The organism is Burkholderia sp. E168m15 (assembly GCF_016586105.1).
GTDB classification, from domain to species: Bacteria; Pseudomonadota; Gammaproteobacteria; order Burkholderiales; family Burkholderiaceae; genus Burkholderia; species Burkholderia orbicola.
The window spans coordinates 1-17,440 of record NZ_BCPO01000073.1 but is presented as its reverse complement, the minus strand read 5'-3'; the positions used below and the strand labels follow the sequence as shown (position 1 = coordinate 17,440).

Sequence of the window (17,440 nt, the reverse complement as noted above, 5' to 3'; positions counted from 1 at the left end):
TGGAGAGCCTGCCGCCCATGTCCACCGTCCCCCTCGCCCAGATTCCCGCGCCGCACGACACGGCCACGCTCACGCTCGTCGACCAGCTGGTCCAGTGGGCGCGGCGGCGCATCGACGAACGCGTGTTCCGTCCCGGCATGCGCATGCCGTCGATCCGCAAGCTCGCGCTCGACAAGAGCGTGTCGCGCTTCACCGTCGTCGAGGCCTACGAGCGTCTTGTCGCGCAGGGCTACCTCGACTCGCGGCGCGGCTCCGGCTTCTACGTGCGCGAGCGCACCGGCGCCGGCCCGCAGCCGGCCGATGGCGTCGCGCGCGTGGCCGAGGCCGCGCCCGTGCACAACACGATCGACGTCGTCTGGCTGCTGCGCAACATGCTGCACACGGTCAGCCCGGAGAAGGGCCCGGGCCTCGGCTACCTGCCGGGCCGCTGGCTCGACGGCGAGCTGATCACCGGCGCGCTGCGCGCGCTCGGGCGCCAGTCGGGCGCGCAGATGCTCGGCTTCGGCACCGCGCAGGGTTTCCTGCCGCTGCGCCAGCAACTGCAGACGCGCCTCGCCGAAGTCGAGATCGGCGCGAAGCCCGAACAGATCGTGCTGGTGTCGGGCATCACGCAGGCGATCGACCTGATCTCGCGGATCTACATGCGCCCGGGCGATGCGGTGATCGTCGGCGATCCGGCGTGGTTCCAGATGTTCGGCCGTTTCGCGGCGCAGGGCGCGCAGCTCGTCGGGATGCCGTATACGCCCGACGGCCCCGACCTCGACGCGCTCGAAACCCTGGTGCAGATGTGGCGGCCGAAGATGCTCGTGATCAACTCGGTGCTGCAGAACCCGACCGGCACGTCGCTGTCGGCCGCGCAGGCGTTCCGGATCCTGAAGCTCGCGGAGGCCTACGACTTCCTCGTCGTCGAGGACGACGTGTACGGCGACCTGTGCCCGCCCAGCTATCCGGCCACGCGCCTCGCGAGCCTCGACCAGTTGAAGCGCGTGATCTATCTCGGCAGCTATTCGAAGACGCTCGCGGCGAACCTGCGGGTGGGCTACGTGGCTTGCGCGCCGGAGATCGCGAAGGCGGTCACCGACCAGAAGATGCTGGTCGGGATGACCACGCCCGAGCTCAACGAGCGCGTGCTGTACAAGATCCTGACCGAAGGGCATTACCGGCGCCACGTCGAGCGGCTGCGCGCGCGGCTCGACGGCGTGCGCGACAAGACCGCGCGGATGCTCGAGCGCACGGGGCTCGGCCTCTTCACGATGCCGGCGGCCGGGATGTTCCTGTGGGCCGACACGGGCGTCGATTCGGACGCGCTCGCGGCGGTCGCGCACGAAGCCGGCTTCCTGCTGACGCCCGGCAGCCTGTTCTCGCCGCAGCAGTCGCCGTCCACGTGGATGCGCTTCAACGTCGCGAACTGCGGCGATCCGGCGCTGCCGGGGCTGCTGGCGGGCTATATCGACTCGGCGGTGCGGCGCGCGTCGTGACGCGGCGCGGCAGGCCGGCTCTTGAAATGGCGCGTGCCGTCCCCAGATACGCGCGCAAACCGCCGGCGCCAGGCGGTCGTCCCAGAGGGGGCCGTCCCGAACGGGCCGCCCCAACCCGGTTGTCCCAACCGGGCGTCCTTCACGGGTCCGCCGGCATCGCGCGCCGGGCGCCGGCGTCACCCCTTTTCAGTTCAAGTAAGAGGAAACAGCATCCATGGCACACGAAACGATGAGCTTTCAGGCAGAGGTCAAGCAACTCCTCCACCTGATGATCCATTCGCTCTACAGCAACAAGGAAATCTTCCTGCGCGAACTGGTGTCGAATGCGTCCGACGCGGCCGACAAGCTGCGTTTCGAAGGGCTCGCGGACAACGCGCTGTACGAGAACGATCCGAACCTGCGTATCCGTATCGGCTACGACAAGGCCGCGCGCACGATCACCATCGACGACAACGGCATCGGCATGAGCCGCGACGAGGCGATCGCGAACCTCGGCACGATCGCGCGTTCGGGCACCAAGGAATTCTTCACGAAGCTGTCGGGCGACCAGCAGAAGGACGCGGCGCTGATCGGCCAGTTCGGCGTGGGCTTCTACTCGGGCTTCATCGTTGCCGACAAGATCACCGTCGAAACGCGTCGCGCGGGCCTGCCGGCGAACGAAGCCGTGCGCTGGGAAAGCGCGGGCGAGGGCGATTTCACGATCGACGCGATCGAGCGCGCGCAACGCGGCACGACGATCACGCTGCACCTGCGCGAAGGCGAGGACGACCTGCTGTCGTCGCACCGCCTGAAGTCGATCATCCAGAAGTACTCCGACCACATCGCGCTGCCGATCCTGATGCGCAAGGAAGAGTGGGATCAGGAAAAGGGCGAGATGGTCCTGAAGGACGAGGACGAAACCGTCAACCAGGCGAGCGCGCTGTGGACGCGTTCGAAGAGCGACGTCACCGACGAGCAGTACACGCAGTTCTACCAGCACATCGCGCACGATCACCAGGACCCGCTCACGTGGACGCACAACCGCGTCGAGGGCCGCAGCGAATACACGCAGCTGCTGTTCGTGCCCGCGCACGCGCCGTTCGACCTGTGGAACCGCGACTATCGCGGCGGCCTGAAGCTGTACGTGAAGCGCGTGTTCATCATGGACGACGCCGAGCAGCTGCTGCCGCAATACCTGCGCTTCGTGAAGGGTGTGGTCGATTCGGCCGACCTGCCGCTGAACGTGTCGCGTGAAATCCTGCAGGAAAGCCGCGACGTGAAGGCGATCCGCGAAGGCGTGACCAAGCGCGCGCTGTCGATGCTCGAGGAACTCGCGAACGCGGAAGACGATGCCGGCAAGGAGAAGTACAAGACGTTCTGGGGCGCGTTCGGCCAGGTGCTGAAGGAGGGCCTCGGCGAGGATCACGCGAACCGTGAGCGCATCGCGAAGCTGCTGCGCTTCGCGTCGACGCATGGCGACACCGACGCGCAGGACGTGTCGCTCGCCGACTACGTGTCGCGCATGAAGCCCGAGCAGAGCAAGATCTACTACGTGACCGCCGATACGTGGCAGGCCGCGAAGAACAGCCCGCATCTGGAAGTGTTCCGCAAGAAGGGTGTCGAGGTGCTGCTGCTGACCGACCGCGTCGACGAATGGATGCTGTCGTTCCTGCATGAATTCGACGGCAAGCCGCTCGCGAGCGTGGCCCGCGGCGACCTCGATCTCGGCGAGCTGAACGACGAGGAGAAGAAGGCGCAGGAGCAGGCCGGCGAGGCGATCAAGCCGGTCGTCGAGAAGATGAAGGAAGCGCTCGGCGACAAGGTGAAGGAAGTGCGCGTCACGTTCCGCCTGACCGATTCGCCGTCGTGCCTCGTCGCGGACGACAACGACATGAGCGGCTACCTGCAGCGGATGCTGAAGGCAGCCGGCCAGAACGCGCCGGCGATGCAGCCGATCCTCGAGATCAATCCCGAGCACGCGCTCGTGAAGCAGCTGAACGCCGACAGCGCCGATTTCGGCGACTGGTGCCATCTGCTGTTCGATCAGGCGCTGCTGGCCGAAGGCGGCATGCTCGACGATCCGGCGAGCTTCGTGAAGCGGACCAACGCGCTGCTGCTGTCGCGCGCCGCGTGAACGCGCGCATGCGATTCGACGGCGCGCAGGCCGGCTGGCGCGAGACGCCGCGGCCTGGCTGCACGCTCGACCAGCGCGACTGGCTGACGCGCGGCGGATCGCTGACCGCGCACCTCGCGCGGCTCGGCCGCGTGAACGTGCGGGTGACGCGCGAGGCCGTCGACCGCCCGTGGTTCGACGAGCCGGACGCGCTCGCCAGTTCGCCGCGCGCGCCGATGTGGGTGCGCGAGGTGATCCTGTCGGTCGACGGCATGCCGTACGTCGCCGCGCACAGCATCGCGCCGCTCGCGGCCAGCAAGGGCGTGTGGCAGGCGATGCGGCGGCTGCGCACGCGACCGCTCGCGGAGCTGCTGTACAGCGATCCGCAGGTCGAGCGCTCGGCGCTCGTGAGCCGGCGCGTGATCGCCGGCCATCCGCTGTATGCGCTCGCGAGCCATGCATTGCTGGGCGCGCGGGCGCCGCATGCGTTCGTCGCGCGGCGCTCGGTGTTCCAGCGTCACGGCAAGCCGCTGATGGTCACCGAGTGCATGCTGCCGGCGCTGTGGCGCCACCTCGATGCGCACGGCGACGGGCCGCGGTCCGTCGGGTCGCACGGAGGCGCGTGATGCTGCAAGGTTTTCCGCCGGTCGTCGCGCCGAATACGCACACGATGATCCTCGGCAGCTTTCCGGGCGAGGCGTCGCTCGACGCCGCGCAGTACTACGCGCATCCGCGCAACCAGTTCTGGCGGCTGCTCGGCGCGGTGCTCGGCGAGCCGTCGCTGCATGAGCTGCCGTACGACGCGCGGCTCGAGCGCGTGCTGTCGCACGGCATCGGCATCTGGGACGTGCTCGATGCGTGCCATCGTCAGGGCAGCCTTGATTCCGCGATCAGGAACGCGAAGCCGAACGACTTCGATTCGCTGCGCGCGCATGCGCCGTTGCTGAAGCGCGTGTGCTTCAACGGCAAGACGGCGGGGCGGTTCGCCGAGGTGATCGGCCAGGCTGGGTACGAGACGCTCGTGCTGCCTTCGTCGAGCCCGGCGAACGCGATGCTGTCGTTCGAGCAGAAACTGGTGCTTTGGCGCGGGATTCGCGCCTGAAACTCGTTGGATTCAGAGTATCCCGCGAAGCAGTATCAGGTGGACGGCAGCAGGTGGTCGAGTAGAGATACGGTTTCAATGAGTTCAGCAGTGAGCCGAACCAACTCGGCGGTCAGACTCGCTGGAAGATCTATGTTGCCCTCGTATTCGGCCGCATTGCGCCTGCGATGGCAGGTATCGAGCACGCGCCATTTTTCGGTCGGCCAGCCGATCGTGTGTTCGAGACACTGAAAGACCAGATATCGGTCGTCGCTCCGGTATCCGTGAGCCCGTAACGCAGCACGTGACGCGGCGTGAGCGGAATCGTAGGCGAGGATGAACTGGCTCTCCGTCGCCATTCCGTTACTGCTTGTGACGGTATCGAGCAAGGTTCGAGCGAGGTCGAGCAGATGTTCGAATTCGCCGCGGTTCGCCGGAAGGGGTTTGAGTTTTCCGATGCGTACGAGGTTATCCAATGCGGTCAATGTCGTCCTCGGTTCCGATAATCATCAGCTTCGGTTGGCGCAGCACTTCCGCGAGGAACGGATGACTTTTGCGTTTCCGTTCGAGAAATTCCTCGTGAGTATATTGTGTGATCTGGACCGAGCGGCCGAGCTGTCTTTCAGCCGATTCGAGTGCGGCCATGATTTGTCCATAGCTGAGCGTCTCACTGACCAACATAACATCGACGTCGCTACCGGCGTGGTCGCTGCCTTGGGCAACCGAACCGTATACAAAGGCGAGCTGTATCTCTGAGGTCAGCGGTGACAGTGCTTCGCGGAGCACCTCGACGACCCCGAAGGTTTTGAGGACGATGAGACGCAGCTCGCTGAAAATGGGACTGCCGGCAAACGCTCGCACCTGTTTGAGATTGGCGATGCGTCGAGTTTCGATGAGGCCACCTTTTTCGAGACGATTCAGTTCGCGCTGGACGCTGGCACTACCGAGACCGGTCAGCCGGATCAACTCTTTGACGTGAAACCACTGTTCGGGCTGCCCAAACAGGCAGGCCAGAATGGGTTGCTGTGCGTTGGAAAAGAGGGCGTCGCCGAGCTTTGTCATAAGCCGTGATATTAGCACGATCGAGCCAAAATTTAGCACGATCGAGCCAAATTTAAGCTCGATGAGCGACCGTTCGGCGGATCTAGATAGCAGGGATATCGCGAGACGTTGGTGATGGCCACGGTGAGCGGTTGCAGGGGCGGGAGCGGCAACAGGACAAACCGGACCTGATGCGATCGCGCCGCCACTCGACGCTACCGGTCAAGGCTTCGCCTCGCCTTGCCTGGTGCCCGTGGCCGAGACGATGCGACTTTGTGCCGCCACGAGTTGATCATCGGTGGTCGCCACCAGCCACAGCCGTGCGTGCTCCTCGATCCGGCGGTTGTGGTCCTTCAACGGCCCCAGCGCGGCAGCGGCCTTCCAGACCACCGGGCCGATTCGGCTACTTCTGCCCGACGGCGCGCCTACCAGCAGGCAGTAAGGTCCCAGCGGAAGCGAGACGAACGGCAGTGCCGGACTGGCTATCACGCGCCAGTCGATGAACGGTGTGTCGCTGATCAGCAGCGGCGTGGGCAAGCCGTAGAGCACACTGAAATCGTACAGCGCCAGCTGTTCTCGCATGCCGACGTAAATTCGCCGGATGTCGTCGACGACCGCCGCGCGGATCTCGTCCTCGAACATCGGTTCCTGCGCGTAGCGGGCCCGTGCCTGGCGAGCCTCCCGTTGATACGCGCTGAACAGGCCGATCTCCACGCAATCCTGCACGGCGCGCTGAACCTCCGCCACGGAACCGGCTTCCCCGGGCGTGCCCAACTGAGCCGCCCGCAAAAAGCGGGCAAGTCCGGCATCGTGGATCGCGGGGCCCTCCGCGGGCGTGTCGTCCTCAGCGTTCTTGCCCAGCGGCACGTAGGTATATTGCTCGGCGGCGAAATGCGATTTCTTGCCTTCGTCGAACTTGATTTCGCCATCCACGCAGTCCAGATAGCGCGTCCCGATTCGACCGTGCTCCCAAACCCAGTTTTTCAGGAACGGACGGAGTGGATGCAGTCTGTCGTGATCGGCCATCGAGCCTCCAAGTTTTCCCGGTATGAGCCATGCCAACCCAACCGCCGCACATTCCGCGCCGTCACGGGCCCGTGCTACAGGGCGAGCGTGCCCAGCTCCTCGTAAGTACGATGCAGCCAGACCTTGACGCGCTGCCGCTCCAGCAAGCCGAGCCCCGTGGCGGCGCGGTCCGGATGATTGACCGCCGCCCAGAAGCTCGCGCTTTGCCGATCGATCTTCTGCATGGTCGTATCGGGCAGGCGGCGCAGCGTAATCACGCTGGCGCCAAGGGCTTCGGCCCGCTCGCGTTCGCCGGAGGCCTCCAGAATCTCGAAGCGATCGCCGCGGACTTCATTCAGCACGAGCACCAGCTTGATTCGTCCGCCGAATTCGTCGAGCCATTGCCGCAGCAGATCGACCGAATCGCGGCCAGTGTCCATCACGTGCCACCACGTCAGCGTGAGGCCGTGTTCCTCGGCGAAGTCGACTACGTCCGAATCGTCGAGCCACTTGGCGAGCGACTGCCGCGTCTGGGCCGCGAGATCCACCAGTATGCGCCGTTGCGGATCCTCGAGCGCCGATTCCATGACCGGATCGAGGCTGTCATGCTGGTCGAGCACGGCGGGCGCGGCAAAATCGGCATAGAACCGCAGGAGCGCGCCGTGCGATCGGTCGGTATCGAAGCCCACGAAGGGCATGCTCCGATCGATGAAATACTGGGCCAGCACGCGGGCCGCGAGCGATTTGCCGACGCCGCCTTTTTCCCCGCCAATGAAGTGGATGTGACTCATGCTTACGAAATCCCGTGTAATGGAGCAGGTATGGCCAGAGCGGATATTGGCAGGCTTCGATGACGTTACGGCGCAACCGGTCCCGTCGAAAGAAAATGCATGCGCGGCACCAGCATGCTGTCTGGTCAACGCCGGTGTCAAACTGAACAAAATGGCGTCCCGTTCCGGCGGTTGCCGGGCACGGTGCGCGGCGAGCCGACGCTGCATGCGCTGCCGTACGATGCGCGGTCGTCAGGCAGCAAAAACGACTTCGATGTGTCAGCTCAATCGTCGTTGCCCCATCGCCACCGGGGCTTCTCGCCCTTGAGCCAGCACACCGCAGTCAGCAGCGCGACCAGCACCACGAGGCATGCCCCGTACGCCACCGGCGACCGATGCGGCGGCACGAGCCATGCACTCGCGACGACGCTGATCGCGAACAGCAGCAGCACGACCCAGCCCTGTCACGCGACCGGCAATCCCCATCCCCAGCCGTAGCGCTTCGCCGGAAACCAGATCTTCTTGTCGTGCGAGGTCATGCGCTCTCCTGTGGGTCCGCGAATGCAGCGTAGCGCCGACGGGATTCGACGTCACGTGTGGCGGGGCACGCGTCGGCGGCCTCCGCCTCCCACCAATGCTATCCTCTCGTCCGCTCATCCAGCGTCACCCAGCGAGATTCAACCATCATGACCCGACTGATCAAGCGCGCGTCCGCCGAGGCACGCGCGTTCAAGCAACGCAAGCCGTCCGCCTACAACGGCTCCGAAAAACTCCAGCCGCCGCGCGTGAAGCGCCGCCCGGACATCGACGAACACGACGACGTGCCGGTGCTCGAAGCGCCGCGCAAGCCGCGTTTCGCGCCCGTGACGTTCTCCGAAGAAGGCGGCGTGCGCTTCCTGCACTTCGGGACCGAGTGGGTGCAGGGCGCGATGCGGATCTCGAAGCCGCTGCATATCGAGCTCGAATACGCGCAGCAGATGATGGCCTGGCTGCTGTTCCTCGAAACGCCGGAGCGGATCGTCCAGCTCGGGCTCGGCACCGGCGCGCTGACCAAGTTCTCGCATCGTTTCCTGCCGCACGCGAAGGTCGAGGCCGTCGAGCTGAACCCGGCCGTGATCGTCGCCGCGCGCACGATGTTCGCGCTGCCGCCCGACGACGCGCGCCTCGCGGTGCACGAAGCCGACGCATGGGACTTCGTCAACGACCCGGCCAACCGCGGCACGGCGGGCGCGATCCAGATCGACCTGTACGACGCGACCGCGCGCGGCCCCGTGCTCGACAGCGTCGCGTTCTACCGCGCGGTGCGCGGCTGCCTCGCCGATGCCGGCATCGCGACGATCAACCTGTTCGGCGATCATCCGAGCTTCGTGCGCAACATGAAGCACCTGAATGCGGCGTTCGACCACCGCGTGATCGCGCTGCCCGAAGTGCACGACGGCAACCGCATCGCGATCGCGTTTTCGGGCCCCGCGCTCGACGTGCCGTTCGCCCAGCTCGACGCCCGCGCGAAGCTGATCGAGGACACGCTCAAGCTGCCCGCGCGCAAGTGGGTGAAAGCTTTGAAAGCAACGGACGGCGCACGCGACACCGCGTTCGCGATCTGACGCCGGACGCACCGGCGCAGGCCGGCGCATCCGCGTGACAAGGGGCGGATCACCTCGGGTTCGCCCCTGCTTGACCGCGTACTCGCGGCTCCTATACTGGCGCGAAGCCAGGGGAGCCGCAGCCTACCCGTTTCGCCGCTCCTCTCGGTGCCGTACCCGCTCAACAAGATCGATAACCGGGATAGAAGAGGAGACGTCATGGCTCACGATGCCGACGCCAACCGGGCCGCGAAGCGCTGGCTCTGGCTGCTGGTACTGCCGTTGATCGCGATGGTCTGGGTGCCGTCGTACAGCAAGATCGAACCGCAATGGTTCGGTTTTCCGTTTTTCTACTGGTACCAGTTGCTCTGGGTCTTCATCAGCGCGGTGATCACCGCGTTCGTGTACTTCAAGACCAAGAACGCGTGGAAGGCGAGCGGTACGCAAGGAGGTGCGCAATGAATCTCGGCGCAACCTTCGTCTTCGTCCTGCTGTTCATCGGCGTCACGATCATCGGTTTCCTGGCCGCGAACTGGCGGCGCGGCGATCTCGCTCATCTCGACGAATGGGGCCTCGGCGGACGTCGCTTCGGCACGATCGTCACGTGGTTCCTGCTCGGCGGCGACCTCTACACGGCCTATACGTTCGTCGCGGTGCCCGCGCTCGTGTTCGGCGCCGGCGCGATGGGCTTCTTCGCGCTGCCGTACACGATCCTGATCTATCCGTTCGCGTTCGTCGTGTTCCCGAAACTGTGGAGCATCGCGAAGCGGCACGGCTACGTGACGGCCGCCGACTTCGTCAACGCGCGCTACGGCAGCCGGATGCTCGCGCTGGCGATCGCGGTGACGGGCATCGTCGCGACGATGCCGTACATCGCGCTGCAGCTCGTCGGCATCGAGGTGGTGATCGGCGCGCTCGGCTTCGACACGACCGGCTTCGTCGGCGACCTGCCGCTGATCATCGCGTTCGCGATCCTCGCCGCCTACACGTACACGTCGGGGCTGCGCGCCCCCGCGATGATCGCGATCGTGAAGGACGTGCTGATCTACGTCACGATCGCCGCCGCGGTCATCGTGATCCCCGCGAAGCTCGGCGGCTTCGGGCACATCTTCTCCGCCGTGCCGCCCGCGAAGCTGCTGCTGAAGGCGCCCGACGCGATGAGCCTGAACGGCTACAGCGCATACGCGACGCTCGCGATCGGCTCGGCGCTCGCGCTGTTCCTGTATCCGCACTCGGTCACGGCGATCCTGTCGTCGTCGTCGGGCAACTCGATCCGCCGCAACATGGCGATGCTGCCCGCGTACTCGTTCGTGCTCGGCCTGCTCGCGCTGCTCGGCTACATGGCGCTCGCCTCCGGCGTGAAGGACATGCCGCAGTACGCGCCGTACTTCAAGGCGTTCGGCCCGAACTTCGCGGTGCCCGCGCTCTTCCTCGAGTACTTCCCGTCGTGGTTCGTCGGCGTCGCGTTCGCGGCGATCGGCATCGGTGCACTGGTGCCGGCGGCGATCATGTCGATCGCGGCCGCGAACCTGTACACGCGCAACATCCACCGCGAGTTCGTGAACCGCAACATGTCGCACGACCAGGAGACGCACGTCGCGAAACTCGTGTCGCTGATCGTGAAGGTCGGCGCGGTGGCGTTCATCCTCGGGCTGCCGCTGACCTACGCGATCCAGCTGCAGCTGCTCGGCGGGATCTGGATCATCCAGACGCTGCCGGCGATCGTGCTCGGCCTGTACACGCGCGTGCTCGACCATCGCGGCCTGCTGGCCGGCTGGGCGGCCGGCATCATCTGCGGCACGTGGATGGCGGTCTCGCTGAAGCTGGCGAGTTCGATCTTCACGATCCACCTGTTCGGCCTCGCGATTCCCGGCTACGCGGCCGTGTGGTCGCTGATCGTGAACCTGGTGGTGTCGGTGGTCGTGAGCGTGCTGGTGCGCGTGATCGGCATGGCGCATGCGGAGGATCGCACGCGGCCGGAGGATTATCTCGACGTCGTCGAGAGCTGATACGGGTCGTGCGCGGCCGCGTGCCGCGCACGACGCATTGCCGGCTGCCCGGCAACGAAAACGCCCGCCACCGCAAGGTGGCGGGCGTTTCCTTTGCGTCAGCCCTGCGCGCGTTTCGCGAGCTCCTCGCGCTGCGACAGATCCTCGACGTTGACCATCCAGTGCACGCCGAAGCGATCCTTCGCCATCCCGAAGCCGAGCGCCCAGAACGTCTTGCCGAACGGCATCGTCACTTCGCCGCCGTCGGCGAGCGCATCGAACAGCTTCTGGCCTTCCTCGACCGTCGCCGGGTTCAGCGACAGCGAATAGCCGGCGTGCGCGGCGCCCGCCGGCTGGCTGCAATCGCCGTCCGAGCACATGATCATCGAGTCGCCGATCGTGAAGCTCGCGTGCATCACCTTGTCGCTCATCTCCGGCGACATCGGGTAATCGGGATTCGGCGGAGCGTCCTTGAAGTGCATCTTGAACATCGTCTTCGCGCCGAGTGCCTTTTCGTAGAACTGAAGGGCTTCGTCGGCACGACCGTAGAACGTCAGGTACGGTTGAACTTGCATCGTTGTCTCCTGGAATGAGCCGTGCCGGCGCGTCGGCGCTGGCGCGGCGTCGTGCAAGATTGACTGGGGAAAGGGCGCATCGGGAGGCGGCCGTCGCACCCGTGACGTGGATTGTAGTGCGCGCGCTTGACGATGGAATGAAAAATAAAAACGGCCGCGAACATCCTGTTCGCGACCGTTTGCAGCGCTTGCTGACGGCTGTTGTCAGTCTTGCTGACAGCCGCTGACGCGTCGTGCGGCTCAGCGCAGCGCGTCGATCAGCTTCTCGAGTTTCACCGCGTCGGCGGCGAACACACGGATGCCTTCGGCGAGCTTTTCGGTGGCCATCGCTTCGTCGTTCAGCTGGAAGCGGAACGACGCCTCGTCGATCGCGACGCGCTCGGCCGGCTTGTCCTGCAGCGTTTCCGGGGACAGCTTGCGGGCGACCGTCTCGTTGCTCTCCTGCAGCTTCTGCAGCAAATCGGGACTGATCGTCAGCAGGTCGCAGCCGGCGAGCTCGGTGATCTGGCTGGTCGTGCGGAAGCTCGCGCCCATCACTTCGGTCTTGTAGCCGAACGTCTTGTAGTACGTGTAGATGCGGCGCACCGATTGCACGCCCGGATCGTTCGCGCCGCCGTCGCGCGCTTCATTCCATTCGGCGCCGGCCTGCTTCTTGTACCAGTCGTAGATGCGGCCGACGAACGGCGAGATCAGCTGCGCGCCCGCTTCCGCGCACGCGGCGGCCTGCACGAGCGAGAAAAGCAGGGTCATGTTGCACTTGATCCCTTCCTTCTGCAGCACCTCGGCCGCGCGGATGCCTTCCCACGTCGACGCGAGCTTGATCAGGATGCGCTCGCGGCCGATGCCGGCTGCTTCGTACAGCTTGATGAGCTCGCGGCCCTTCTCGATCGAGCGCTGCGTGTCGAACGACAGGCGTGCGTCGACCTCGGTCGATACGCGGCCCGGGATCAGCTTCAGGATTTCGGTGCCGAATGCGATCAGCAGGCGGTCGATGATGAAATCGGTGCTTTCGTTGCGATGATCGCGGACGGTTTTCTCGAGGATCGGCTTGTACGCATCCTTCTGGACGGCCTTCAGGATCAGCGACGGGTTCGTGGTCGCGTCCTGCGGCTTGTATTGCGCAAGCTGCTGGAAGTCGCCCGTGTCGGCGACGACGGTCGTGTACTGCTTCAGCTGGTCGAGTGCGGTAGTCATGGCGATTCGGAAGAAGAGCGCGGGGCGCCGGGTTCTCACGGGCCGCGCGAGCGCGGCGGCGAAGCGAAGCGGCGCCGGGCGCCGCTTCCAATCCATCATTTTAGGCCCGATTCGTGTCGCGCACGTTTTGGCGTGCCGGGCGGGCGCGGCGGCGCGCGCCGCGGCAGGCGGCCGAGCCGCGTCACGCGGGGCGCCGCGCGTTCAGGATCACCTGCGTGACGACCCCGGCGACGAGCCCCCAGAATGCCGAGCCGATCGACAGCAGCGTGAGGCCCGACGCGGTCACCATGAACGTGACGAGCGCCGCTTCGCGCTGCTTCACGTCCTGCATCGCGTTCGCGAGGCCGCTCATGATCGAGCCGAACAGCGCGAGCGCCGCGACCGACACGACGAGCGCTTTCGGCAGCGCCGCGAACAACGCGGCGATCGTCGCGCCGAAGACGCCGGCGACCAGGTAGAACGTGCCGCACCACACGGCGGCCGTGTAGCGCTTCGCGTGGTCCTCGTGCGCTTCGGGGCCGGTGCAGATCGCGGCCGTGATCGCCGCGAGGTTCACGCCGTGCGAGCCGAACGGCGCGAGCAGCAGCGACGCGAGGCCGGTCGTCGCGATCAGCGGCGACGACGGCGTCGGGTAGCCGTCCGCACGCAGCACCGCGATGCCCGGTACGTTCTGCGACGCCATCGCGACGACGAACAGCGGAATGCCGATGCTGACGATCGACGCGATCGAGAACGCGGGCATCGTGAACACCGGCTGCGCGAGCGCGATGTGGAAGCGGCTGAAATCGAGCAGGCCGAGGCCGCCGGCTACCACTGTGCCGACGATCAGCGTCGTCACGATCGCATAGCGCGGCGCGAGGCGCTTCACGATCAGGTAGGTGAAGAACATCGCGAGCACCAGCGCGGTCTGGAACTGCGCGGCGCGGAAGATCTCGATGCCGATCTCGAACAGGATGCCCGCGAGCAGCGCGGCCGCGATGCCGGCCGGAATGCGCTTCATCAGCGTGTCGAACAGGCCGCTCACGCCGACGGCCGTCAGCAGCAGCGCGCATACGACGAACGCGCCGATCGCCTCGGGGTAGGGCACGCCGGGCAGCGACGCGATCAGCAGCGCGGCGCCGGGCGTCGACCACGCGACCACGACGGGCGCGCGGTAGCGCAGCGACAGGCCGATCGTCGTCACCGCCATGCCGATCGACAGCGCCCAGATCCACGACGAGATCTGCGCATCGGTGAGGTGGGCGGCGCGGCCGGCCTGGAACATCAGCACGAGCGAACTCGTGTAGCCGGTCATCATCGCGACGAAGCCGGCGACGAGCGCGGACACGGACGTATCGGCGAAAAAGCGGCGGCCGCCGGCGCGGCCGGCACTCGCGGTGGACGAAGGGTTCATGCTCTCTCCGGGGCGGCCGCTCGGATGCGGCCTGTATATCTGCGAGTGGGTGTCGTTACTTGCTGAGTGCGCGCATCGCGGTTTCGAGGCCCGCGAGCGTGAGCGGATACATGCGATGGCCGAGCAGGTCGCGGATGACCGCGACCGACTGCCGGTACTCCCATAGTCGCTCGGGCTCGGGGTTCAGCCATGCATGATGCGGAAACTGGTCGGCGAGACGACGCAGCCACACGGCGCCGGCTTCCGGGTTGTTGTATTCGACCGAGCCGCCGGGCTGCAGCACTTCGTACGGGCTCATCGTCGCGTCGCCGACGAAGATCAGCTTGTAGTCGGGCGTGAACTTGTGCAGTACGTCCCACGTCGCGGTGCGTTCCGCGTGGCGGCGGCGGTTGTTCTTCCACAGGTGGTCGTACACGCAGTTGTGGAAGTAGAAGAATTCGAGGTGCTTGAATTCGGCCTTCGCGGCCGAGAACAGCTCTTCGGTGCGCTTGATGTGGTCGTCCATCGAGCCGCCGACGTCCAGCAGCATCAGCACCTTCACGTTGTTGTGGCGCTCGGGCACCATCCGCAGGTCGAGCCAGCCCGCGTTCGCGGCCGTGCTGCGGATCGTGCCGGGCAGGTCGAGCTCCTCGGCGGCGCCTTCGCGCGCGAAGCGGCGCAGCCGCCGCAGCGCGACCTTGATGTTGCGCGTGCCGATCTCGACCGAATCGTCGTAGTCGCGGTACGCGCGTGCTTCCCACACCTTCACCGCGGTGCGGTTGCCGTTCGACGGGCCGCCGATGCGCACGCCTTCCGGGTTGTAGCCGCCGTGCCCGAACGGCGACGTGCCGCCCGTGCCGATCCACTTGTTGCCGCCTTCGTGGCGTTCCTTCTGCTCGTCGAGCAGCGCCTTCAAACGCTCCATCAGCTTGTCGAGCCCGCCCATCGCGTCGATCTGCGCCTTCTCCTCCGGCGACAGTTCGCGCTCGAGGCGCTTCTCGAGCCAGTCGAGCGGGATGTCGAACGCCTCGGACGGTAGCGTGGACACGCCATGGAAATACGCACCGAACGCCTGGTCGAACTTGTCGAAGTACTGCTCGTCCTTGACGAGCGTCATCCGCGCGAGGAAGTAGAACGCGTCGATCGACGGCGAGATCAGCCCGGCCTTCAGCGATTCGAGCAGCGTCAGGTATTCCTTCACCGAGACGGGCAGCTTGGCTGCGCGCAGCGCGTAGAAGAAATTGAGCAGCATGGCCGGGCCTTCGCGGGGTGAGGGAGGATTACCGGTTGTGCCGGTTCATGTAGACGAGCCGCTCGAGCAGGCTCAGATCCTGCTCGTTCTTCAGCAGCGCGCCCGCGAGCGGCGGCACGATCTGCTTCGCGTCCGCGCCGCGCAGCGCGTCGGCCGGGATGTTCTCGGCGAGCAGCAGCTTCAGCCAGTCGAGCAGTTCGGACGTCGACGGCTTCTTCTTCAGGCCCGACACGCCGCGCAATTCGAAGAAACTCTCGAGCGCCGCGCGCAGCAGTTCCTCGCGGATGTCGGGGAAGTGCACCGCGACGATCTTCTGCATCGTCGACGGATCGGGAAACTGGATGTAGTGGAAGAAGCAGCGGCGCAGGAATGCGTCGGGCAGCTCCTTCTCGTTGTTCGACGTGATGATGACGAGCGGGCGGTGCTTCGCGCGGACCGTCTCGCGCGTCTCGTACACGTGGAACTCCATCCGGTCGAGCTCGCGCAGCAGGTCGTTCGGGAATTCGATGTCGGCCTTGTCGATCTCGTCGATCAGCAGCACGCTCGGCTGCTCGGCGTCGAACGCCTGCCACAGCACGCCCTTGACGATGTAGTTCGCGATGTCCTTGACGCGCTCGTCGCCCAGCTGCGAATCGCGCAGCCGCGACACGGCGTCGTATTCGTACAGGCCCTGCTGCGCCTTGGTGGTCGACTTGATGTGCCACTGCAGCAGCGGCATGTCGAGCGCGGCGGCCACTTCCTCGGCCAGCATGGTCTTGCCGGTGCCGGGCTCGCCCTTGATCAGCAGCGGGCGTTGCAGCGTCAGCGCGGCATTGACCGCGAGCTTCAGATCGTCGGTGGCGACGTAGTGCGAGGACCCTTCGAAACGCATGGCGACGCTCTTCTTCATCGGGGAAAAAACCCAGTATAAGTCAGAAGGGCTGTCCGGGCGGGCCGCGCCCGCGTATCGTTGCAGGGCTGTGGCGGGGCGAACCGGGGCGCCGTATGGACGCGTTCCCCGCCGACGCGGTACAATCTGGCCGTTTTTTTTGGCCTGCGTGGCGACCGACAAGCAAAACGGCGCGGGCCGTTGCCGCTTCGGCGCCAGTTTCCCCTCAAGCTAGGTTACAAGAGCTATGAACAAATTCGTCGGCAAACACGTCGTTGTCGCAGCGCTCGTGGCGCTCGCGGGCAGCGCGCAGGCGGCCGGTGTGGTCGGCAACCCGAAGGACGGGGCGAGCAAGGCCGCCATGTGCATCGGTTGCCACGGCATCCAGGACTACCGCGCGGCGTACCCGGAGGTCTACCGGGTGCCTGTCCTCGGCGGCCAGAACCAGCAATACCTCGAGAACGCGCTGAAGGCCTACCGCAAGAAGGATCGTCACTTCCCGTCGATGAATGCGATCGCCGGCTCGCTGACCGACCAGGACATCGCGGATCTGTCGGCGTACTACGCCGCCCAGAAGGCCGACACGAAGGACAACCCCTACAAGTAAAGCGCGCGCCGCCGATCTCTCCGGCGGGACAGGAGCATTCATGAACAACGCATTCAAGACGGCGGCGGTTGCACTGGCGGCCGGCCTCGCGATCGGTACCGCGCACGCCGCGGACATCTCGAAGGGCAAGGAACTGGTCGAATCGCACAACTGCGCGGCCTGCCACGGCGCGCAGCTGAACAAGCCGATCAACGCGGAGTACCCGCGCCTCGCCGGCCAGCACGCCGACTATCTCGTGTGGGCGATGCGCCAGTACCAGATGGGGCTGACGAACCCGCTGATCGGCCGCAACAACGCGATCATGCAGGCGCAGGTACAGAACCTGTCGGTCAGCGACATGAAGGACATCGCGTCCTACATCGAGTCGCTGAAGGAAACCGACCTCGTGTTCAAGAAGTAAGCGCGACGGGCCTCACGGGCTCGCGCAGCAAGCTCACGGGCTCGCGCAGCAAGAATGCCCCGCCTCGGCGGGGTATTTTTTTGTCTGCGGCGCGGCTGTCCGCGGCTCGGTGCGGCGGGATGTGCCGGGCCTGC

18 protein-coding genes and 1 pseudogene are annotated in these 17,440 nt (G+C 65.9%); 9 read left to right on the top strand and 10 right to left on the bottom strand.

Annotated elements, in window-relative coordinates; genetic code table 11:
* Positions 1-17: 17 nt before the first annotated feature.
* From JMF86_RS11690 to JMF86_RS11675, 4 genes are all read left to right on the top strand, one after another.
* A complete protein-coding gene (locus JMF86_RS11690) occupies positions 18-1,478 on the top strand; it encodes a PLP-dependent aminotransferase family protein (RefSeq protein ID WP_011545884.1) in 1,461 nt (486 codons plus the stop codon).
* A gap of 214 nt (positions 1,479-1,692) precedes the next feature.
* Entirely contained in the window at positions 1,693-3,591 is a 1,899-nt protein-coding gene (gene htpG, locus JMF86_RS11685; protein ID WP_011545883.1) for a molecular chaperone HtpG, read from the top strand.
* 8 nt (positions 3,592-3,599) lie between these two features.
* Positions 3,600-4,196, top strand: coding sequence for a chorismate lyase (locus JMF86_RS11680; protein ID WP_011545882.1), 597 nt, complete (start codon positions 3,600-3,602; stop codon positions 4,194-4,196).
* A complete protein-coding gene (locus JMF86_RS11675; RefSeq protein ID WP_011545881.1) occupies positions 4,196-4,672 on the top strand; it encodes a DNA-deoxyinosine glycosylase in 477 nt (158 codons plus the stop codon). The genes JMF86_RS11680 and JMF86_RS11675 overlap by 1 nt, the downstream gene beginning before the upstream one ends.
* A 35-nt stretch (positions 4,673-4,707) precedes the next feature.
* Here JMF86_RS11675 and JMF86_RS11670 read toward each other — a convergent pair whose 3' ends face one another.
* The 5 genes and pseudogenes from JMF86_RS11670 to JMF86_RS11650 form a co-directional block, all read right to left on the bottom strand.
* Complete coding sequence (locus tag JMF86_RS11670; protein ID WP_226292087.1) at positions 4,708-5,127, bottom strand: hypothetical protein; 420 nt, start codon at positions 5,125-5,127, stop codon at positions 4,708-4,710.
* Complete coding sequence (locus JMF86_RS11665; protein WP_041489227.1) at positions 5,120-5,713, bottom strand: nucleotidyltransferase domain-containing protein; 594 nt, start codon at positions 5,711-5,713, stop codon at positions 5,120-5,122. The genes JMF86_RS11670 and JMF86_RS11665 overlap by 8 nt, the downstream gene beginning before the upstream one ends.
* Positions 5,714-5,914: 201 nt before the next feature.
* A complete protein-coding gene (locus JMF86_RS11660; protein WP_011545878.1) occupies positions 5,915-6,718 on the bottom strand; it encodes a hypothetical protein in 804 nt (267 codons plus the stop codon).
* A gap of 74 nt (positions 6,719-6,792) precedes the next feature.
* The gene (locus tag JMF86_RS11655; protein ID WP_011545877.1) at positions 6,793-7,488 is read right to left on the bottom strand and encodes a mobilization protein; all 696 of its coding nucleotides are present in this window, start codon (positions 7,486-7,488) and stop codon (positions 6,793-6,795) included.
* A gap of 263 nt (positions 7,489-7,751) precedes the next feature.
* Positions 7,752-8,006: pseudogene (locus JMF86_RS11650) on the bottom strand (hypothetical protein).
* Between the two features lie 147 nt (positions 8,007-8,153).
* Here JMF86_RS11650 and JMF86_RS11645 point away from each other — a divergent pair.
* The 3 genes from JMF86_RS11645 to mctP all read left to right on the top strand — a co-directional run bounded on the left by JMF86_RS11645 (position 8,154) and on the right by mctP (position 11,059).
* Positions 8,154-9,071: a spermidine synthase gene (locus JMF86_RS11645; RefSeq protein WP_011545876.1), complete on the top strand. Its 918-nt coding sequence runs from the start codon at positions 8,154-8,156 to the stop codon at positions 9,069-9,071.
* Positions 9,072-9,269: 198 nt separating this feature from the next.
* Positions 9,270-9,512, top strand: coding sequence for a DUF3311 domain-containing protein (locus JMF86_RS11640; protein ID WP_006478185.1), 243 nt, complete (start codon positions 9,270-9,272; stop codon positions 9,510-9,512).
* Entirely contained in the window at positions 9,509-11,059 is a 1,551-nt protein-coding gene (gene mctP / locus JMF86_RS11635) for a monocarboxylate uptake permease MctP (RefSeq protein WP_011545875.1), read from the top strand. The genes JMF86_RS11640 and mctP overlap by 4 nt, the downstream gene beginning before the upstream one ends.
* A 98-nt stretch (positions 11,060-11,157) precedes the next feature.
* Here the strand turns inward: mctP and JMF86_RS11630 are convergent, their stop codons facing one another.
* The 5 genes from JMF86_RS11630 to JMF86_RS11610 form a co-directional block, all read right to left on the bottom strand.
* Entirely contained in the window at positions 11,158-11,613 is a 456-nt protein-coding gene (locus JMF86_RS11630; protein ID WP_011545874.1) for a VOC family protein, read from the bottom strand.
* A 240-nt stretch (positions 11,614-11,853) separates the two neighbouring features.
* Complete coding sequence (gene tal / locus JMF86_RS11625) at positions 11,854-12,807, bottom strand: transaldolase (protein ID WP_011545873.1); 954 nt, start codon at positions 12,805-12,807, stop codon at positions 11,854-11,856.
* A gap of 181 nt (positions 12,808-12,988) precedes the next feature.
* A complete protein-coding gene (locus JMF86_RS11620) occupies positions 12,989-14,200 on the bottom strand; it encodes a benzoate/H(+) symporter BenE family transporter (RefSeq protein WP_006478189.1) in 1,212 nt (403 codons plus the stop codon).
* A 55-nt stretch (positions 14,201-14,255) separates the two neighbouring features.
* Entirely contained in the window at positions 14,256-15,431 is a 1,176-nt protein-coding gene (locus JMF86_RS11615) for a VWA domain-containing protein (RefSeq protein WP_011545872.1), read from the bottom strand.
* Between the two features lie 28 nt (positions 15,432-15,459).
* On the bottom strand, positions 15,460-16,302 hold the full coding sequence (locus JMF86_RS11610) for a MoxR family ATPase (RefSeq protein WP_027806662.1): 843 nt from the start codon (positions 16,300-16,302) through the stop codon (positions 15,460-15,462).
* Between the two features lie 244 nt (positions 16,303-16,546).
* On the opposite strand from JMF86_RS11610, the gene JMF86_RS11605 reads away from it, so the two are divergent.
* Positions 16,547-16,906, top strand: coding sequence for a cytochrome c (locus JMF86_RS11605; RefSeq protein ID WP_006478192.1), 360 nt, complete (start codon positions 16,547-16,549; stop codon positions 16,904-16,906).
* Between the two features lie 40 nt (positions 16,907-16,946).
* On the top strand, positions 16,947-17,306 hold the full coding sequence (locus tag JMF86_RS11600) for a cytochrome c (RefSeq protein WP_006478193.1): 360 nt from the start codon (positions 16,947-16,949) through the stop codon (positions 17,304-17,306).
* Positions 17,307-17,440: the final 134 nt, after the last annotated feature.

Coding starts and splice junctions, on each gene's coding strand:
- JMF86_RS11675 (WP_011545881.1), top strand. CDS start 4,196: ATGCTGCAAGGTTTTCCGCCGGTCGTCGCGCCGAATACGCACACGATG.
- JMF86_RS11605 (WP_006478192.1), top strand. CDS start 16,547: ATGAACAAATTCGTCGGCAAACACGTCGTTGTCGCAGCGCTCGTGGCG.
- JMF86_RS11610 (WP_027806662.1), bottom strand. CDS start 16,302: ATGCGTTTCGAAGGGTCCTCGCACTACGTCGCCACCGACGATCTGAAG.
- mctP (WP_011545875.1), top strand. CDS start 9,509: ATGAATCTCGGCGCAACCTTCGTCTTCGTCCTGCTGTTCATCGGCGTC.
- JMF86_RS11660 (WP_011545878.1), bottom strand. CDS start 6,718: ATGGCCGATCACGACAGACTGCATCCACTCCGTCCGTTCCTGAAAAAC.
- JMF86_RS11655 (WP_011545877.1), bottom strand. CDS start 7,488: ATGAGTCACATCCACTTCATTGGCGGGGAAAAAGGCGGCGTCGGCAAA.
- JMF86_RS11645 (WP_011545876.1), top strand. CDS start 8,154: ATGACCCGACTGATCAAGCGCGCGTCCGCCGAGGCACGCGCGTTCAAG.
- htpG (WP_011545883.1), top strand. CDS start 1,693: ATGGCACACGAAACGATGAGCTTTCAGGCAGAGGTCAAGCAACTCCTC.
- JMF86_RS11640 (WP_006478185.1), top strand. CDS start 9,270: ATGGCTCACGATGCCGACGCCAACCGGGCCGCGAAGCGCTGGCTCTGG.
- JMF86_RS11665 (WP_041489227.1), bottom strand. CDS start 5,713: ATGACAAAGCTCGGCGACGCCCTCTTTTCCAACGCACAGCAACCCATT.
- tal (WP_011545873.1), bottom strand. CDS start 12,807: ATGACTACCGCACTCGACCAGCTGAAGCAGTACACGACCGTCGTCGCC.
- JMF86_RS11615 (WP_011545872.1), bottom strand. CDS start 15,431: ATGCTGCTCAATTTCTTCTACGCGCTGCGCGCAGCCAAGCTGCCCGTC.
- JMF86_RS11600 (WP_006478193.1), top strand. CDS start 16,947: ATGAACAACGCATTCAAGACGGCGGCGGTTGCACTGGCGGCCGGCCTC.
- JMF86_RS11630 (WP_011545874.1), bottom strand. CDS start 11,613: ATGCAAGTTCAACCGTACCTGACGTTCTACGGTCGTGCCGACGAAGCC.
- JMF86_RS11620 (WP_006478189.1), bottom strand. CDS start 14,200: ATGAACCCTTCGTCCACCGCGAGTGCCGGCCGCGCCGGCGGCCGCCGC.
- JMF86_RS11690 (WP_011545884.1), top strand. CDS start 18: ATGTCCACCGTCCCCCTCGCCCAGATTCCCGCGCCGCACGACACGGCC.
- JMF86_RS11680 (WP_011545882.1), top strand. CDS start 3,600: ATGCGATTCGACGGCGCGCAGGCCGGCTGGCGCGAGACGCCGCGGCCT.